This window comes from Aquipuribacter nitratireducens, from assembly GCF_037860835.1.
In the GTDB taxonomy this organism is placed as follows: domain Bacteria; phylum Actinomycetota; class Actinomycetes; order Actinomycetales; family JBBAYJ01; genus Aquipuribacter; species Aquipuribacter nitratireducens.
Map to the genome: position 1 here is coordinate 176,103 of NZ_JBBEOG010000006.1, position 13,558 is coordinate 189,660.

Genomic DNA, 13,558 nt, shown 5'->3' on the forward strand with positions numbered 1-13,558 from the left:
GCGACACGTCGTCGCGGACGGGCTCAGCCCGGCGGGGCGCCGCCCGCCGCGCGCGGCACCTCGACGTCGGCGACGTGGACGTCGACGGGCACGTCCCGACCGAGGGCGTCGAGCACCGCCCGCCTCGTGGTGTCGCGCGCGGCGGCGGCGACCACGCGCACGTCGGCGCCGAGCCGCACCCACACCTCGACCGCCACCCCCGTCACGACCTCGCCGTCGGCCCTCACCCGCAGCCCCACGGGACGGCAGCCGGGCACCGCCGACAGGGCCCGGCGGAGGACGTCGACGACGACCCGCTCGTCGACGTGCAGCGTGCCCGCCGGCACGGTCGCGAGCAGGAGCGGTCGGCCCGGGCGGCTCACACCGCGCAGCCGGGTCGTCACGCGGTCGGCGAGGGCGGGCCAGCCCGACGGCTCGGGCTCCTGCCCCTGCCGCAGCTCGGCGGTCGCGCGGCGCAGCGCCTCACCGCCACCGCCGTCGCGCTCGCCGTCGCCCTCGTCGCCGCCGGGGGTCACGGTCGCCATCGCGCCATCCTCTCCTCCAGCGCCCGTCGTGCCCGGAACAGGTTGCCCCGCACCGCGTCCGGCGTCACGCCCAGCACCTGCGCCACCTCGGGCTGCGACAGCCCCTCGAGCTCGACGAGCACCCAGGCGGCGCGCTGCCCGTACGGCAGCCCGAGCAGCTCCCGCTGCAGCGCCGCCGCCAGCGCACCGGCGGACGCGTGCGTCGCCGGGTCGACCACCTCCTCCGCGGGCCGCTCGGCGACGGTGTCCCGGTCGACCGGCTCGGGCCGGCGCCGGCGGGCGAGGTCGACGGCCTTGTGCGACGTGAGCCCCAGCAGCCAGGTCCGCAGCGAGGACTCGCCCCGGTAGCGCTCGAGCCCTCGCCACGCGGCGACGAGCGCCTCCTGCACCGCGTCCTCCGCGTCCACGGGGTCGCGCAGGAGCCGGCGCGCGTACCGCAGCATCGCCGGGCCGTGGTGGTGGACGACGACCTCGAACGCGTCCCGGTCGCCGAGCGCGGCGGCGCGGGCGAGCGCGAGGTCGTCCGCCGGGTCCTGACCGGCGTCCCCCGCGGGGTGCTCCCGCTGCCGCGCGCCCGCCACGGGCGCAAGGCGACCACCGCTCGCACCCCGCCGCAACCGCTCCGTGGGGTGTGAGCCACGTCACGTCGTCGGCGCGTGCGGATGTCGCCGCCGGGTACGACCCACCTGAGGAACGCCCACCACGGCAGCCGCAGCGCGGCCGCCGTCGACCCGAGAGGACACCCTTCATGGCCCAGGCCAGGACCGACTCCCCCACGAGCACCACGAGCACGACGACCTCCGGCTCCACCGGGCTCGCCGTCAGCGGCGGCGGGTCGAGCGCGCTCGACAGCCCGCAGGGCCGCACGACGATCGCCGACACGGTCGTGTCGAAGATCGCGGGCATCGCGGCACGGGACGTCGTGGGGGTCCACGCGCTCGGCGGCAGCGGCACGCGGGCGGTCGCCGCCCTGCGGGAGCGCATCCCCGGCGGTCGCACGAACGTCAGCCAGGGCGTGGCGGTCGAGGTCGGCGAGCGGCAGGCCGCCGTCGACGTCGACATCGTCGCCGAGTACGGCGTCGCGATCGCCGACCTCGCCGCCGGCATCCGGCAGAACGTCATCTCCGCCGTCGAGCGCATGACGGGGCTGGAGGTGACGGAGGTCAACATCGTCGTCCACGACGTGTACCTCGACACCGGCGAAGAGGACGACGCACCGGCCGAGGCCCCGCGGGTCCAGTGACCCCGGCGGTGGATCTCGCCACCGCGGCCGAGCAGGTCCGCGGGGCGGCGCTCGCCGTCCCCGGCGTCGTGGACCTCCACGGCGGCCTCTTCGGCGAGGTCGCGGTCCACCTCCCGGGCCGGCGCGTCACGGGCGTCCGGCTGCGGGACGGGCTCACCGAGGTCCACGTCGTCGTGCGGACCGGGTCGCCGCTGCGCCCGACGGCCGAGGCCGTGCAGGCCGCGGTGGCCCGCGTCCGACCCGGCGCGGTCGACGTCGTGATCGAGGACGTCACCGAGGGGGACCGGTCGTGAGCGCCCGCGCACGCGAGCGCGTGCTGCCCGTCGTGCGGGCGTCGCTCGCCCGTGTGCGGCGGGCGCTGCCCGGCGACGGACCGGACCCCGCGGCCGCGGCCGCGAGCTGGCGGGCGGAGCGCCGCGCCGTCGCCCGGACCCACCACCCCGACCGGGGCGGGGACGTCGACGCCTACCTCGCGGCGCTCGCCGAGGTCGACGCCCGCCACGGGCGCCTCACCACGGCCGGCCCGCCACCCGGACGCCCGCGCGCGCGCCGGGGCACCGGGGCCCTGCGGCGCCGCGCCCGCCGCGGGGTACGCCGCGCGCGGAGCCTGCTCCCCCGCGGCGTGCCCGGCGCCCGGCGGTGGGCCAGCCTGTGACCGCAGCCGTCCCCCGCACCCCTCCCGACAGCTCCGACGAGACGAGGACACCACCCACATGACGACCTCCGCCGCCGGCCTCCTCGCCGGCCTCCTGCTCGCGCTCGCCTGGACCACGGGGGGCTTCACCGGCCTGCTCCTCGCCATCGTCCTCGGCGGCATCGGCCTGTTCGTCGGCGCGCTCCGCGACGGGTACATCGACCCCGCCGCGCTGCGCCGGGGCCGCCCCCGTGGCTGAGCGGACCCCGGCGGCCCGGCGCGGCCACCTCGAGGTCCGCCCGCGCGTCGTCGACCGCGTCGCGGCCCTCGCCGCCCGCGAGGTGGCCGGGGTCGTGCGGACGCCGGCCGGCCGGCTCGGGCGGGGCGCGCTGCCCGCCGTCCACAGCCGCGTCGACGGTGACCGCGTCCGGCTCGAGGTCGATCTCGCCGTGCGCTGGGGCCGCTCGCTCGCCGACGTCGCCGCCGGCGTCCAGGAGCGCGTCGCGGACCGGGTGGCGGCCCTCACGAGCCTGCACGTCGAGCTCGTCGACGTCACGGTCGAGGAGGTCCTCGTGCCCGCACCCGAGACGTCGAGGCGCGTGACATGACGAGCGACACGACGGGCACGACGGGCACGACGGGCACGACGGGCACGCCGACCGACGCGACCCCGCCCGGGTCCGCGGCTGCGACGACCCGCGGTCACGTGCGCGACGCGCCGCCCCGCCGCGGGGTGCCCGCAGCGGTGCCGGTCGCGGTCGTGCTCGACCTCGCCCTCCTCGGCCTCGGCGTCGTGCTCCTGCGGGAGCTGCTCGTCGACCGCGAGGTAGCCGGCGACGTCCTCGTGCCGGGCGAGCCGTGGCTCGCCCCGCTGCTGGGATCGGCGACGTCCGTGCTCGCCGGCACGACGGCCGCCGTGGCGGGCGTCTCGATCGCGGTGCTCGGTGCGCTGCTCCTCCTCCTCGCCCTCGCCCGGCGCCCGCGCCGGACCGCGACCCTCGGCGGCGGGGCGACGCCCGTCCACCTGCCGTGGCGCTCCGTGGCGGCCCTCGCCGCCGACGCCGCCCTGCGCGCGGACGAGGTGGAGGCCTCGCGCGCCTCCGCCCGCGGGCGGAGCGTCGTCGTCGACGTGACCCTCGACCCTCGCGTCCCCCACGACCCGGCCGCGGTGCGGACGGACGTAACGGACCGCGTCGATGAGGTCCTCGCCGGTCTCGAGCGCCCGGTCCGCGTCCGGGTCCGCACCCACGGGGTGGTGCCGCGATGAGCCGCACCGTCGTCGGGGTCGACCGCGCCGTCGTCGCCGTGCTCGGGGTCCTGCTGCTGGCCGGCGGCAGCGCACTCGCGCTGTGGTCGCTCGGCCGATGGCCCGCGGCGTGGTGGCCGGGCACCGCCGAGGAGGTCGACGCATCCGGCCTCGCCGCGCTCGCGGAGCACCCGTGGTGGCCGTGGGCGCTCGGGGTCGTGGGGGTCGTGGCCGTCGCCCTCGCGCTGCGGTCCCTCGTGGCCCACGCGGTGCGCCCGCGCGTGGGCAGCCTGCGCCTGCATCCCGCACCGCTGCCCGGGCGGCTGCGCGCCGACCTGGGCGCCGTGGCCGGCGCCGCCTCCCGCGCGCTGCAGGCGCAGCCCGGCATCGACGAGTGCGGCGCGCGGCTGCGGCTGGAACGGCACCTGCCGGTCGTCGAGCTGCACGCGCGGGTCGACGCCTCGACCCCGGTGTCCGTCGTGCGGTCGGCGGTGGACCGGACGCGCGAGGAGCTGTCCGCCGTCGTGCCGGAGGGCGCGGTCGCCCTCCGCGTCACCGTCAGCGTCGACCGGGACCGGTACGAGAACCCGCGCGTCCGCTGACGCGCACCACGACCCCGGTCGGCGGACCCGCCGACCGGCCCGACCGGGCCGAGCGGCCCGGCGACACGGAGGAGGGGACCCTGATGGGACTCGCGGACAAGGCCCGCAACGCGGGTGAGGAGCTCGCCGGCAGGGCGAAGGAGGCCGCCGGGAAGGTGACCGGCAACGAGGAGCTGGAGGCCGAGGGCCGTGCCCAGCAGGCGAAGGCCGACCTCAAGCAGGCCGGCGAGAACGTGAAGGACGCGTTCGGGGCCTGACCCGTCACCCTGGGTGCCGGCGCGCGCGGCTCAGCGCTTCGCGCGCCGGCCCTGCGGCCGCGTCGACGAGTCGCCGCCCTTGCCGGTCAGCGAGTGGAACAGGCCCTTGAGCCGGCGCTTGTTCTCCGGCTTGCGGGCTTCCTTGACCGCAGCCCCCGCGAGGGCCGCCTTTCCCATGCGTCCGAACATGACAGGCCCGTACCCCGCCGGGAGGGCCCCATGCCCTAGACGAACTCGACCCGCAGCGTCGCGGTCGTCGGGCGCGACTGGCACATGAGGCGCAGGCCGCGCTCCAGCTCGTCGGGCTCGAGGGCGTAGTTCGCGTCCATCTCGACGTCCCCCTCGACGACGCGCGCCCGGCACGTGCCGCAGACACCGCCCCGGCACGCGTACGGCGCATCGGCGCGGACCCGGAGGACGGCGTCGAGGACGGTCTCGTCGTCACCCGCGACGCTCACGACGCTGCGCCGGCCCGCGAGCAGGACCTCGACCTCGCTGGTCCCGGGAGCGCTCGACGGCCGCTCCCGCCGGGCGACCGGCTCGGCGTGGAACAGCTCGACGTGGACGTGCGAGCGCTCGACGCCCAGCTCCCCGGTGAGGGTGTCCCGGACCGCTGTCACCATCTCCAGCGGTCCGCAGAGGAACCAGTCGTCGACGTCGTCGACGTCGAGGAGCGTCCGGGCGAGCGCGAGGAGGCGGTCGCGGTCGATGCGCCCGCTCAGCAGCGGCGACTCCTGCTCCTCCCGGCTCAGCACGTTGAGCAGCCGGAAGCGGGCGCCGTGACGATCGCGGAGGTCGTACAGCTCCTCGAGGAACATCACGTCGCGGGCGGTCCGGTTGCCGTACACGAGGGTGACGCGGCTGTCGGGCTCCGCGGCGAGGACCGCGCGGGCGATGCCGAGGACCGGCGTGATGCCGCTGCCGGCGACGACACCGGCGACGTGACGGGCGCGGGAGGGGTCGACGTCGAGGCCGAAGCTGCCGCCGGGGGCGGCGACGTCGAGCGTGTCCCCGGGGCGGAGGTCGGTCGTGGCGTAACGCGTGAAGACGCCCTCGGGGATCGCCTTGATGCCGACGGTGAGCTCGGTCGCCCCCGGCTCCCCGCACAGGGAGTAGGTGCGGCGCACCTCCTGCCCGTCGAGGACCGCCCGGACGGTGAGGTGCTGGCCGGGGCGGGCCGTGTAGGTGGCCCGCAGCTCCTCGGGCACGGCGAGGGACACTGCGACCGAGTCGTCGGTGAGCCGCTCCACGGCCGTGACCCGCAGCGGGTGGAAGGCACCACCGGGCACGTCGGCGGGGGTCGCGGGAGCCTGCCCGGTGGTCTCCGCGGTGGTCTGCGTCACGGCTCAGAACTCCTTGAAGTGGTCGAACGGCTCGCGGCACGTGAGGCAGCGCCACAGCGACTTGCACGCGGTCGAGGCGAAGCGCGCAAGCTCCTCGGTGTCGGTCCCGCCGCAGCGGGGGCAGGCGGGGGCCACGCCGGGCCCGAGCCCCGGGCGGTAGCCGAGCTCGAGCGGCACGGGCCCGCCGGCGGCACGCGGGCCGGGCGGCGCGATGCCGTACTCGGCGAGCTTGCGGCGGCCGTCGGCGCTCAGCCAGTCCGTCGTCCACGCGGGGTCGAGGACGATGCGCACGTCGACGGCCGGCGCCCCGGCGGCGAGGAGCGCGCCGCGGACGTCGGCGGTGATCTCGTCCATCGCCGGGCACCCGGAGTACGTGGGGGTGATGTCGACGCGCACGGCGCCGTCGTCGGCGACGACGACGTCGCGGAGGACGCCGAGGTCGGCGATGGTGAGGACCGGGATCTCGGGGTCCGTCACCTGCTCGAGGACGCGCACGGCGTCGTCGCGGGCGAGCACGGCTACCAGCTGGCGCCGGGGTGCGAGCGGGCGACGTGCTGCAGCTCGGCGAGCAGGTAGCCGAGGTGCTCGGTGTGGAGGCCCCGTCGGCCCCCGCTCGGCGACCACGACGTCACCGGGCGGGTGAGGGTCGCGTCGGCGAGGACGGCGTCGACCGTCGTCTCCCACGTCGCGTGCACGGGCTCGGGGTCCGGCGCGACCCCGGCGGCGACGAGCCGCGTGACGACGTCGTCGGCCTCCCACAGCTCCGCCGCGTACGCCCACACGGCCTCGAGCCCCGCCTGGACGCGGTCGTGGGACTCCGGTGTCCCGTCGCCGAGGCGCACGACCCACGTGGCGGCGTGGTCGAGGTGGTACCGCGACTCCTTGACCGCCTTGCGGGCGACCGCCGCGAGCACGGGGTCCACCGACGACGACAGGGCCGCGAAGAACGGCACGTGCCAGGCGGACACGAGGAGCTGGCGCGCCATCGTCTGCCCGAAGTCGCCGTTCGGCTGCTCGACGAGCTGGCACGACAGGAAGTCACGCTCGTCGCGGTGGTAGGCGAGATCGTCCTCGCTGCGGCCCGTGCCGTCGACCTCGCCGACCCTCGTCAGCAGGGTGCGGGCCTGACCCAGCAGGTCGAGGCCGATGTTGAGGAGGGCGACGTCCTCCTCGATCGTCGGGCCCCGCGCGGCCCACTCCCCGAGCCGCTGGCCGAGCACGAGCGCGTCGTCGGCGAGGCGCAGGGTGTAGACGGCGAGGTCCTGCGGGTCGACCCCGTCGGGCACGACGGCCTCGGCGGGGCCGACCTCCTCAGGGGCGGTCACAGGTTCTCGACCTCGTCGGGGACGGTGTAGAAGGTCGGGTGCCGGTAGGGCTTGTCGCCCGCGGGGTCGAAGAACGCGTCCTTCTCGTCGGGGCTGCTCGCCGTGACGTCCTCGGCACGTACGACCCAGATGCTCACGCCCTCCTGCCGACGGGTGTAGACGTCACGGGCGTTGCGCAGGGCGAGGGTCGCGTCGGCCGCGTGGAGGCTGCCGACGTGCGTGTGGGACAGGCCCCGGCGGCTGCGGACGAAGACCTCCCAGAGGGGCTCCCGGTCGCTCATGCGGCGCGCGCCACCGCGGAGCGCCGGGCGGCGTGCGCCGCCGCCGCCTCCCGCACCCACGCGCCCTCGTCGTGGGCGCGCCGCCGGGCCTCGAGGCGCTGGCGGTTGCAGGGCCCGTCGCCCTTGACCACGCGCATGAACTCGTCCCAGTCGGGCGTGCCGAAGTCGTAGTGGCCACGCTCGTCGTTCCAGCGCAGCTCCGGGTCGGGGACGCGCAGCCCGAGGAAGTCGGCCTGCGGCGCCGTGACGTCGACGAACTTCTGCCGCAGCTCGTCGTTGCTGAACCGCTTGATGCCCCACGCCATCGACTGCGCGCTGTTGGGGGAGGCGTCGTCCGGGGGGCCGAACATCATGAGGGAGGGCCACCAGAACCGGTCGAGGGCGTCCTGCGCCATCCGGCGCTGCGCCTCGGTGCCGCGCACCAGGGTGAGCATGCCCTCGAAGCCCTGCCGCTGGTGGAAGGACTCCTCCTTGCACACCCGGGTCATGGCGCGGGCGTAGGGACCGTAGGAGCAGCGCGACAGGGGGACCTGGTTCATGATCGCGGCGCCGTCGACGAGCCAGCCGATCGCCATGGTGTCCGCCCACGTCAGCGTGGGGTAGTTGAAGATCGTCGAGTACTTCTGCTTCCCCGCGTGGAGGGCGTCGAGCAGGTCCGCGCGGTCCGCGCCGAGCGTCTCGGCGGCCGAGTAGAGGTAGAGGCCGTGGCCGGCCTCGTCCTGGACCTTCGCGTAGAGGATGGCCTTGCGCCGCAGGCTGGGCGCCCGGGTGATCCAGTTGCCCTCGGGCTGCATGCCGATGATCTCGGAGTGGGCGTGCTGCGCGATCTGGCGGACGAGCGTCCGGCGGTAGCCCTCCGGCATGGCGTCGCGGGGCTCGATCCGGCCGTCGTCGGCGACGACCGCGTCGAAGGCGGCCTGCTCGGCGGCGGTGAGGCCGTCGACCCGCTCCTCGGTCACCGTCATGAGGTCCTCCTGAAATCCCTACCGCTCGTTCGAGAATCCACTGTGCGACGGCACGACGCCCCTGTCAAGGGGGAACGGCCCTGCTCAGGGACCGGGACACCTGTGTCGCCGACAGGGTGTCACCGTCCCGGCGCGAGCGGTGGTGAGCCGGCGACGCCGCTCGTGGTGCGGGCGCCGCGGACGAGGTCGGCGACCGCGTCGTGCGCGTCGACCGCCGGGCGCCACCCCAGCTCGACGCGGGCCCGCGTCGTGTCCATCAGCGGGGTCCACACCCCCATGTCGAGCCAGCCGGGGTCGGTGGGCTGCAGGCGCAGTCCCCACGTGGCCGCGACGACGGGGCGCAGCAGGCCGAGCGGCACCGCGACGGCGCGGCGGGCGCCGAGCGCCCGCACGAGGTCGGCCCCGCTCACCTCGGGTTCACCGGCGACGTTGAGACCGCCCCGCGGGCGGGCGTGGACGGCGAGGCGGAGCGCCTCGGCGAGGTCCGAGGGGTGGACGACCTGCGTCCGCAGACGGGCGGGCACCGGCAGGGCGGGCAGCGTCACCCGGCCGAGGACGGCGCGGGGCACGAGCGGCCCGAGGAAGTAGCGGCCGATCTCGGCCCCGGCGCCGCGCTGGACGACGACGGCAGGCCGCACCCGGGTGACGGAGAGCCTGTCCTCACCCGCCTCGAGGTCGTCGAGGTAGCGCTCCGCCGCCGCCTTCTGCCGGCTGTACGGCGAGCCGCTCACGCCGCCCGTGGGCCAGGACTCGTCGACGCGGCGGTCCTTGGGCCCGGGGCTGTACGCCCCGACGCTGCTGACGTGCACGAGGTGCGGCACACCGGCGTCGAGCAGCGCGGCGGTCAGCGTGCGGAGCCCACCGAGGTTGACCCGGCGCAGGGACGGCTCGTCCCGCGACGGCTGGATCCGCCACGCGAGGTGCACGGCGACGTCGCAGCCGCGGGCGGCGGCCGCGACGCGGCCACGCGACGCCGGGTCGCCCAGGTCCGCCGCCACCCACGTCGCCCCCGACCACGGCCGGAGGGAGGTGTCGGGCGGGCGTCGGACGACGCCGACGACCTCCTCGACGTGGGGGTCGGCGAGGAGGGCGGGCAGCAGGGCGGAACCGACGTTGCCGGTGGCCCCGGTGAGGAGGACGCGCACCCGTCCCACCCTCGTCGGGGCGTCCCCGACGTGCACGCGCTCGCGACCGGACCGGTGTCCGGCGCCGACACGCCGCGCGACCTGCGCGGACGCTGCCCGGGTGGGGCTCCGCGACGCTACCGTTGCGCGCTAGGGAGGACGCATGAGCGGTACCGACGGGGTCAGGCAGCGTGGTCGACCTGCTCGCCACTCGCTCGACGAGCTGGTGCAGATCGTCGCGGAGGAGTTCATCGAGCGCGGGTACGACGCCACGTCGATGGAGGACCTCGCCCGCGCGACCGGCCTCACGAAGGCCGCGCTCTACCACCACGTGCCGGGCAAGGAGCAGTTCCTGCGCCTCGCCGTGGCGCGTGGTGTCGACGCCCTCGAGGCCGCCTTCGACGAGGCGGAGCAGCAGCCGCGGCCCGCCATCGAGCAGCTGGAGACCGTGGTGCGCCGCAGCGTCGACGTTCTCGTCGACAACCTGCCGTACGTCACCCTGCTCCTGCGGGTGCGGGGCAACACCGAGACCGAGCAGTGGGCGCTCGCCCGCCGCCGCGACCTCGACGCCCGCGCCGCCGCCCTCACGAGCAAGGCGGCCGCCGACGGCGACCTCGACCCGGAGATCGACGCGCGGCTCGTGACGCGGCTCGTCTTCGGCGCCGTCAACTCCCTCACCGAGTGGTACCGGCCCGACGGGCAGACGCCGCCGCAGGCGGTCGCCGACGTGCTGAGCCGCATGCTGGTGGAGGGGCTGCGGCCCCGCCCCTGACACCGTCGTGCCGTGCCGCGCCGCCCCCCGACCTTGACGCTGCCGGGGCCGGACGCGTTACATGGTCGCGACCGTTCCCGACCGTGCGGTCAGGAAACACCGGGGCCGACGGTCCCTGCGAGGAGGCGGCGTGACGTCGGAGACGACGACCCGGACCGTCGTCGGGGTCGTCGGCGCGGGGACGATGGGCGCCGGGATCGCGCACGTCGCCGCCGCGGCGGGCCACGACACCCTGCTCCTCGACGCCCGCGACGGCGCCGCGGCCGCCGCCGTCGAGCAGGTGGGCCGGCGGGTCCGCCGGTCGGTCGAGAAGGGCCGGCTGGACGAGGCCGACGCCGAGGCGCTGCTCGCACGCCTGCGGCCCGCTGCCGACCTCACCGACCTCGCGGGCTGCGGGCTCGTCGTGGAGGCGGTCGTGGAGGACCCCGCCGTCAAGCAGGAGCTGCTCCGCGAGCTCGCCGGGGTGGTCGCCGCCGACACCCTGCTCGCGACCAACACGTCCTCGCTGTCGGTGGGGGCGATCGCGACGGCGCTGCCCCGGCCCGGTCGGGTGCTCGGCCTGCACTTCTTCAACCCCGCGCCGCTCATGCGGCTGGTCGAGGTCGTGCGCGCCCCCTCGACCGACCAGGCCGCCGTCGACGCCGCCGTCGCGCTCGTCGCGGCGTGGGGCAAGACCCCCGTCGTCTGCGCGGACACCCCCGGCTTCGTCGTCAACCGGGTCGCCCGGCCCTACTACGGGGAGGCGTTCCGGCTGCTCGCCGACCCGGTCGGGGGTCTCGACCCCGCGACGGTCGACGCGCTCCTCACGGGGGCGGGCGGGTTCCCGATGGGCCCGTGCGCCCTCACCGACCTCATCGGGCAGGACGTCAACGCCGCCGTCAACCGGGCCGTGTGGGAGGGCTTCGACCGCGACCCGCGCTTCACGCCGTCCGTCGTGCAGGACGCGCTCGTGGCCGCGGGCACCCTCGGTCGCAAGAGCGGTCGCGGCTTCCTCGACCACACCGAGGGCGCCGACGCGCCGCAGCCCGCGACCGTCGAGCCGTGCACGGGCCCCGCGCTGCGGCCCGGACGGGGCCTGGATCCCCTCGCGCGCCGCGCCGGCTGGCACGACCAGGGCGAGGAGCCCGGCAGCGTCGAGGTCGTGCCGACCGACGGGCGCACCGCCGCCGCGGTCGAGGCGGCCCTCGGTCGACCCGTCGTGGTGCTCGACGCCGTCCGGGACCCTGCCACCGCGACCCGGGTCGGCGCGGTCGCCTCCCCCGCCTGCCCGCCCGGGGCCCTCGCGGCGCTGGCCGCCGCCCTCGCGCCCGCGGGTGTGGCCGTCTCCCCCCTCCCCGACGTGCCGGGCCTCGTCGTCGCGCGCACCGCGGCCGCCCTCGTCGCCGCGGCCGAGGACGCCGTCGAGTCGGGCGTCACCGACCGGGCCGGCGTCGACCGGGCGATGGAGCTCGGCGCAGGACACCCCGCGGGCCCGCTCGCCTGGGGGCGGGACCTCGGCGACCGCTGGGTCGTCGGCGTCCTCGACGCGCTCCACGCCGCCGAGCCCACGGGGCGCTACCGCGTCCCCGCGACGCTGCGGGCGCGCGCCATGCTCGCCGCCGACCGGGTGTCGCGCGGCCTCGGCATCGGGCTCGTCGCGGCCGGGCCCGGGCACGGGACCGTGCGGGCCACGGTGACCGAGACGTGGCTCAACGGCTTCGGCATCGTCCACGGCGGGCTCGTGGCGGTCCTCGCCGACACCGCCCTCGCCGTCGCGTGCAACAGCCACGGCCCGCTCACCGTCGGCGCCGGTCTCGACGTCGTGTGGGTGTCACCGGGCCGCACCGGGGACGTGCTCGTCGCCGAGGCCCGCGAGCGCGTGCGCTACGGCGCCGGCGCGCGCAACGGCGTGTACGACATCACGGTGCGGCGCGACGACGGCTCCGGGACCGGGGACGTCGTCGCGGAGGTCCGCGGCCGCACCCGCTCCGTCGGTCCCGTCCCCGCCCCGAGCCCCGACAGCCCCCCACAGGAGGACACGTGAACGACGCCGAGAGCCGCACCGCGTGGCTCGTGGACGGGGTCCGCACCCCGGTCGGCCGCTACGGCGGCGCCCTGGCGGCCGTCCGGCCCGACGACCTCGCCGCCCACGTCGTCGCCGCGCTGCGGGAACGGCAGCCGGGCGTCGACTGGGACCGGGTCGACGAGGTCGTCCTCGGCTGCGCGAACCAGGCGGGGGAGGACAACCGCGACGTGGCCCGGATGGCGCTGCTGCTCGCCGGGCTGCCCGACACCACCCCCGGGATCACCGTCAACCGGCTGTGCGCGTCCGGCGCCGACGCCGTCGCGCACGCCGCCCGCATGGTCCGCACCGGGGAGGCCGACTGCGTCGTCGCGGGCGGCGTCGAGTCGATGAGCCGCGCCCCGTTCGTCATGGGCAAGGCGGAGACCGCGTTCGACCGGCGTGCGGAGGTCCACGACACGACGATCGGCTGGCGGTTCGTCAACCCCCGCATGCGCGAGGCCCACGGCACGGACTCGATGGGCGAGACCGCCGAGAACGTCGCGGAGGACCACGGCGTCGCCCGCGAGGACCAGGACGCGTACGCGCTGCGCTCGCAGCAGCGCTACGGCGCCGCGCGCGACGCCGGCTGGTTCGACGGCGAGATCGTCCCGGTCCCGGTGCCGCAGCGGAAGGGCGACCCCGTCGTCGTCGACGCCGACGAGCACCCCCGCCCGGGCACGACCGCCGAGCAGCTCGCCCGGCTGCGGCCGGCGTTCCGCGCGGGCGGGAGCGTCACCGCCGGCAACTCCTCCGGCGTCAACGACGGCGCCGCCGCGCTGCTCGTCGCGAGCGAGGCCTTCGTCCAGCGGCACGGCCTGGAGCCCCTCGCGCGGGTGACCGGTGCCGCGAGCGCCGGGGTCCCGCCCCGCGTCATGGGTGTCGGCCCGGTGCCGGCCACCGAGAAGCTGCTCGGGCGCGCCGGGCTCGGGATCGGCGACGTCGACCTCGTCGAGCTCAACGAGGCGTTCGCCGCGCAGGTGCTCGCCGTGCTCCGCGGGCTCGGTCTGCCGGACGACGCCGAGCACGTCAACCCGCACGGCGGGGCCATCGCCGTCGGGCACCCGCTCGGCATGAGCGGGGCCAGGCTCGCGCTCACCGCCGCCCGCGCCCTCGCCCACCGCGAGGCCCGCCGCGCCGTCGTCACGATGTGCGTCGGGGTCGGGCAGGGCGTGTCCCTGCTGCTGGAACGCTGAGGAGG

20 protein-coding genes are annotated in these 13,558 nt (G+C 77.0%); 11 read left to right on the plus strand and 9 right to left on the minus strand.

The window, feature by feature from the left end; genetic code table 11:
• Window positions 1–23: 23 nt before the first annotated feature.
• Window positions 24–524: a hypothetical protein gene (locus WAB14_RS13005; protein ID WP_340270372.1), complete on the minus strand. Its 501-nt coding sequence runs from the start codon at window positions 522–524 to the stop codon at window positions 24–26.
• Complete coding sequence (locus WAB14_RS13010) at window positions 512–1,105, minus strand: RNA polymerase sigma factor (protein ID WP_340270373.1); 594 nt, start codon at window positions 1,103–1,105, stop codon at window positions 512–514. The genes WAB14_RS13005 and WAB14_RS13010 overlap by 13 nt, the downstream gene beginning before the upstream one ends.
• A gap of 167 nt (window positions 1,106–1,272) precedes the next feature.
• Between WAB14_RS13010 and WAB14_RS13015 the strand changes: the two genes are divergently transcribed.
• The 8 genes from WAB14_RS13015 to WAB14_RS13050 all read left to right on the plus strand — a co-directional run bounded on the left by WAB14_RS13015 (window position 1,273) and on the right by WAB14_RS13050 (window position 4,506).
• Complete coding sequence (locus WAB14_RS13015; protein WP_340270374.1) at window positions 1,273–1,767, plus strand: Asp23/Gls24 family envelope stress response protein; 495 nt, start codon at window positions 1,273–1,275, stop codon at window positions 1,765–1,767.
• Window positions 1,768–1,775: 8 nt separating this feature from the next.
• Window positions 1,776–2,060, plus strand: a complete 285-nt coding sequence (locus WAB14_RS13020; protein WP_340270376.1) for an Asp23/Gls24 family envelope stress response protein — start codon at window positions 1,776–1,778, stop codon at window positions 2,058–2,060.
• Window positions 2,057–2,422: a hypothetical protein gene (locus WAB14_RS13025; RefSeq protein WP_340270377.1), complete on the plus strand. Its 366-nt coding sequence runs from the start codon at window positions 2,057–2,059 to the stop codon at window positions 2,420–2,422. The genes WAB14_RS13020 and WAB14_RS13025 overlap by 4 nt, the downstream gene beginning before the upstream one ends.
• Before the next feature lie 58 nt (window positions 2,423–2,480).
• Entirely contained in the window at window positions 2,481–2,660 is a 180-nt protein-coding gene (locus WAB14_RS13030; protein ID WP_340270379.1) for a DUF2273 domain-containing protein, read from the plus strand.
• A complete protein-coding gene (locus tag WAB14_RS13035) occupies window positions 2,653–3,009 on the plus strand; it encodes an Asp23/Gls24 family envelope stress response protein (protein ID WP_340270381.1) in 357 nt (118 codons plus the stop codon). Before WAB14_RS13030 ends, WAB14_RS13035 begins: the two co-directional genes overlap by 8 nt.
• The gene (locus WAB14_RS13040) at window positions 3,006–3,668 is read left to right on the plus strand and encodes a hypothetical protein (RefSeq protein ID WP_340270383.1); all 663 of its coding nucleotides are present in this window, start codon (window positions 3,006–3,008) and stop codon (window positions 3,666–3,668) included. Before WAB14_RS13035 ends, WAB14_RS13040 begins: the two co-directional genes overlap by 4 nt.
• The gene (locus tag WAB14_RS13045; protein WP_340270384.1) at window positions 3,665–4,249 is read left to right on the plus strand and encodes a hypothetical protein; all 585 of its coding nucleotides are present in this window, start codon (window positions 3,665–3,667) and stop codon (window positions 4,247–4,249) included. The genes WAB14_RS13040 and WAB14_RS13045 overlap by 4 nt, the downstream gene beginning before the upstream one ends.
• Window positions 4,250–4,332: 83 nt before the next feature.
• Window positions 4,333–4,506: a CsbD family protein gene (locus WAB14_RS13050; protein ID WP_340270385.1), complete on the plus strand. Its 174-nt coding sequence runs from the start codon at window positions 4,333–4,335 to the stop codon at window positions 4,504–4,506.
• Window positions 4,507–4,536: 30 nt separating this feature from the next.
• Here the strand turns inward: WAB14_RS13050 and WAB14_RS13055 are convergent, their stop codons facing one another.
• From WAB14_RS13055 to WAB14_RS13085, 7 genes are all read right to left on the minus strand, one after another.
• The gene (locus tag WAB14_RS13055; protein WP_340270387.1) at window positions 4,537–4,695 is read right to left on the minus strand and encodes a hypothetical protein; all 159 of its coding nucleotides are present in this window, start codon (window positions 4,693–4,695) and stop codon (window positions 4,537–4,539) included.
• Between the two features lie 35 nt (window positions 4,696–4,730).
• Window positions 4,731–5,849 (minus strand): 1,2-phenylacetyl-CoA epoxidase subunit PaaE, encoded by a 1,119-nt coding sequence (gene paaE, locus WAB14_RS13060; RefSeq protein WP_340270388.1) that lies wholly within the window; start codon window positions 5,847–5,849, stop codon window positions 4,731–4,733.
• A 3-nt stretch (window positions 5,850–5,852) separates the two neighbouring features.
• The gene (gene paaD, locus WAB14_RS13065) at window positions 5,853–6,365 is read right to left on the minus strand and encodes a 1,2-phenylacetyl-CoA epoxidase subunit PaaD (RefSeq protein WP_340270389.1); all 513 of its coding nucleotides are present in this window, start codon (window positions 6,363–6,365) and stop codon (window positions 5,853–5,855) included.
• A gap of 2 nt (window positions 6,366–6,367) precedes the next feature.
• Window positions 6,368–7,174: a 1,2-phenylacetyl-CoA epoxidase subunit PaaC gene (gene paaC / locus WAB14_RS13070; protein ID WP_340270390.1), complete on the minus strand. Its 807-nt coding sequence runs from the start codon at window positions 7,172–7,174 to the stop codon at window positions 6,368–6,370.
• Complete coding sequence (paaB, locus tag WAB14_RS13075) at window positions 7,171–7,455, minus strand: 1,2-phenylacetyl-CoA epoxidase subunit PaaB (protein ID WP_340270392.1); 285 nt, start codon at window positions 7,453–7,455, stop codon at window positions 7,171–7,173. Before paaB ends, paaC begins: the two co-directional genes overlap by 4 nt.
• Complete coding sequence (paaA, locus tag WAB14_RS13080) at window positions 7,452–8,420, minus strand: 1,2-phenylacetyl-CoA epoxidase subunit PaaA (protein WP_340270394.1); 969 nt, start codon at window positions 8,418–8,420, stop codon at window positions 7,452–7,454. Before paaA ends, paaB begins: the two co-directional genes overlap by 4 nt.
• Window positions 8,421–8,539: 119 nt before the next feature.
• Window positions 8,540–9,565, minus strand: a complete 1,026-nt coding sequence (locus WAB14_RS13085) for an NAD-dependent epimerase/dehydratase family protein (RefSeq protein WP_340270396.1) — start codon at window positions 9,563–9,565, stop codon at window positions 8,540–8,542.
• A gap of 142 nt (window positions 9,566–9,707) precedes the next feature.
• Here WAB14_RS13085 and WAB14_RS13090 point away from each other — a divergent pair, with 142 nt between their 5' ends.
• The 3 genes from WAB14_RS13090 to pcaF all read left to right on the plus strand — a co-directional run bounded on the left by WAB14_RS13090 (window position 9,708) and on the right by pcaF (window position 13,553).
• The gene (locus WAB14_RS13090; RefSeq protein ID WP_340270398.1) at window positions 9,708–10,316 is read left to right on the plus strand and encodes a TetR/AcrR family transcriptional regulator; all 609 of its coding nucleotides are present in this window, start codon (window positions 9,708–9,710) and stop codon (window positions 10,314–10,316) included.
• 130 nt (window positions 10,317–10,446) lie between these two features.
• Window positions 10,447–12,339 (plus strand): 3-hydroxyacyl-CoA dehydrogenase, encoded by a 1,893-nt coding sequence (locus tag WAB14_RS13095; protein WP_340270399.1) that lies wholly within the window; start codon window positions 10,447–10,449, stop codon window positions 12,337–12,339.
• A complete protein-coding gene (pcaF, locus tag WAB14_RS13100) occupies window positions 12,336–13,553 on the plus strand; it encodes a 3-oxoadipyl-CoA thiolase (RefSeq protein WP_340270400.1) in 1,218 nt (405 codons plus the stop codon). Before WAB14_RS13095 ends, pcaF begins: the two co-directional genes overlap by 4 nt.
• Window positions 13,554–13,558 lie beyond the last annotated feature (5 nt).

Excerpts from the sequence above, each read along its gene's own strand:
- WAB14_RS13005 (WP_340270372.1), bottom strand. The coding sequence starts at position 524 with ATGGCGACCGTGACCCCCGGCGGCGACGAGGGCGACGGCGAGCGCGAC.
- WAB14_RS13015 (WP_340270374.1), top strand. The coding sequence starts at position 1,273 with ATGGCCCAGGCCAGGACCGACTCCCCCACGAGCACCACGAGCACGACG.
- WAB14_RS13030 (WP_340270379.1), top strand. The coding sequence starts at position 2,481 with ATGACGACCTCCGCCGCCGGCCTCCTCGCCGGCCTCCTGCTCGCGCTC.
- WAB14_RS13040 (WP_340270383.1), top strand. The coding sequence starts at position 3,006 with ATGACGAGCGACACGACGGGCACGACGGGCACGACGGGCACGACGGGC.
- WAB14_RS13045 (WP_340270384.1), top strand. The coding sequence starts at position 3,665 with ATGAGCCGCACCGTCGTCGGGGTCGACCGCGCCGTCGTCGCCGTGCTC.
- WAB14_RS13050 (WP_340270385.1), top strand. The coding sequence starts at position 4,333 with ATGGGACTCGCGGACAAGGCCCGCAACGCGGGTGAGGAGCTCGCCGGC.
- WAB14_RS13055 (WP_340270387.1), bottom strand. The coding sequence starts at position 4,695 with ATGTTCGGACGCATGGGAAAGGCGGCCCTCGCGGGGGCTGCGGTCAAG.
- paaB (WP_340270392.1), bottom strand. The coding sequence starts at position 7,455 with ATGAGCGACCGGGAGCCCCTCTGGGAGGTCTTCGTCCGCAGCCGCCGG.
- paaA (WP_340270394.1), bottom strand. The coding sequence starts at position 8,420 with ATGACGGTGACCGAGGAGCGGGTCGACGGCCTCACCGCCGCCGAGCAG.
- WAB14_RS13090 (WP_340270398.1), top strand. The coding sequence starts at position 9,708 with ATGAGCGGTACCGACGGGGTCAGGCAGCGTGGTCGACCTGCTCGCCAC.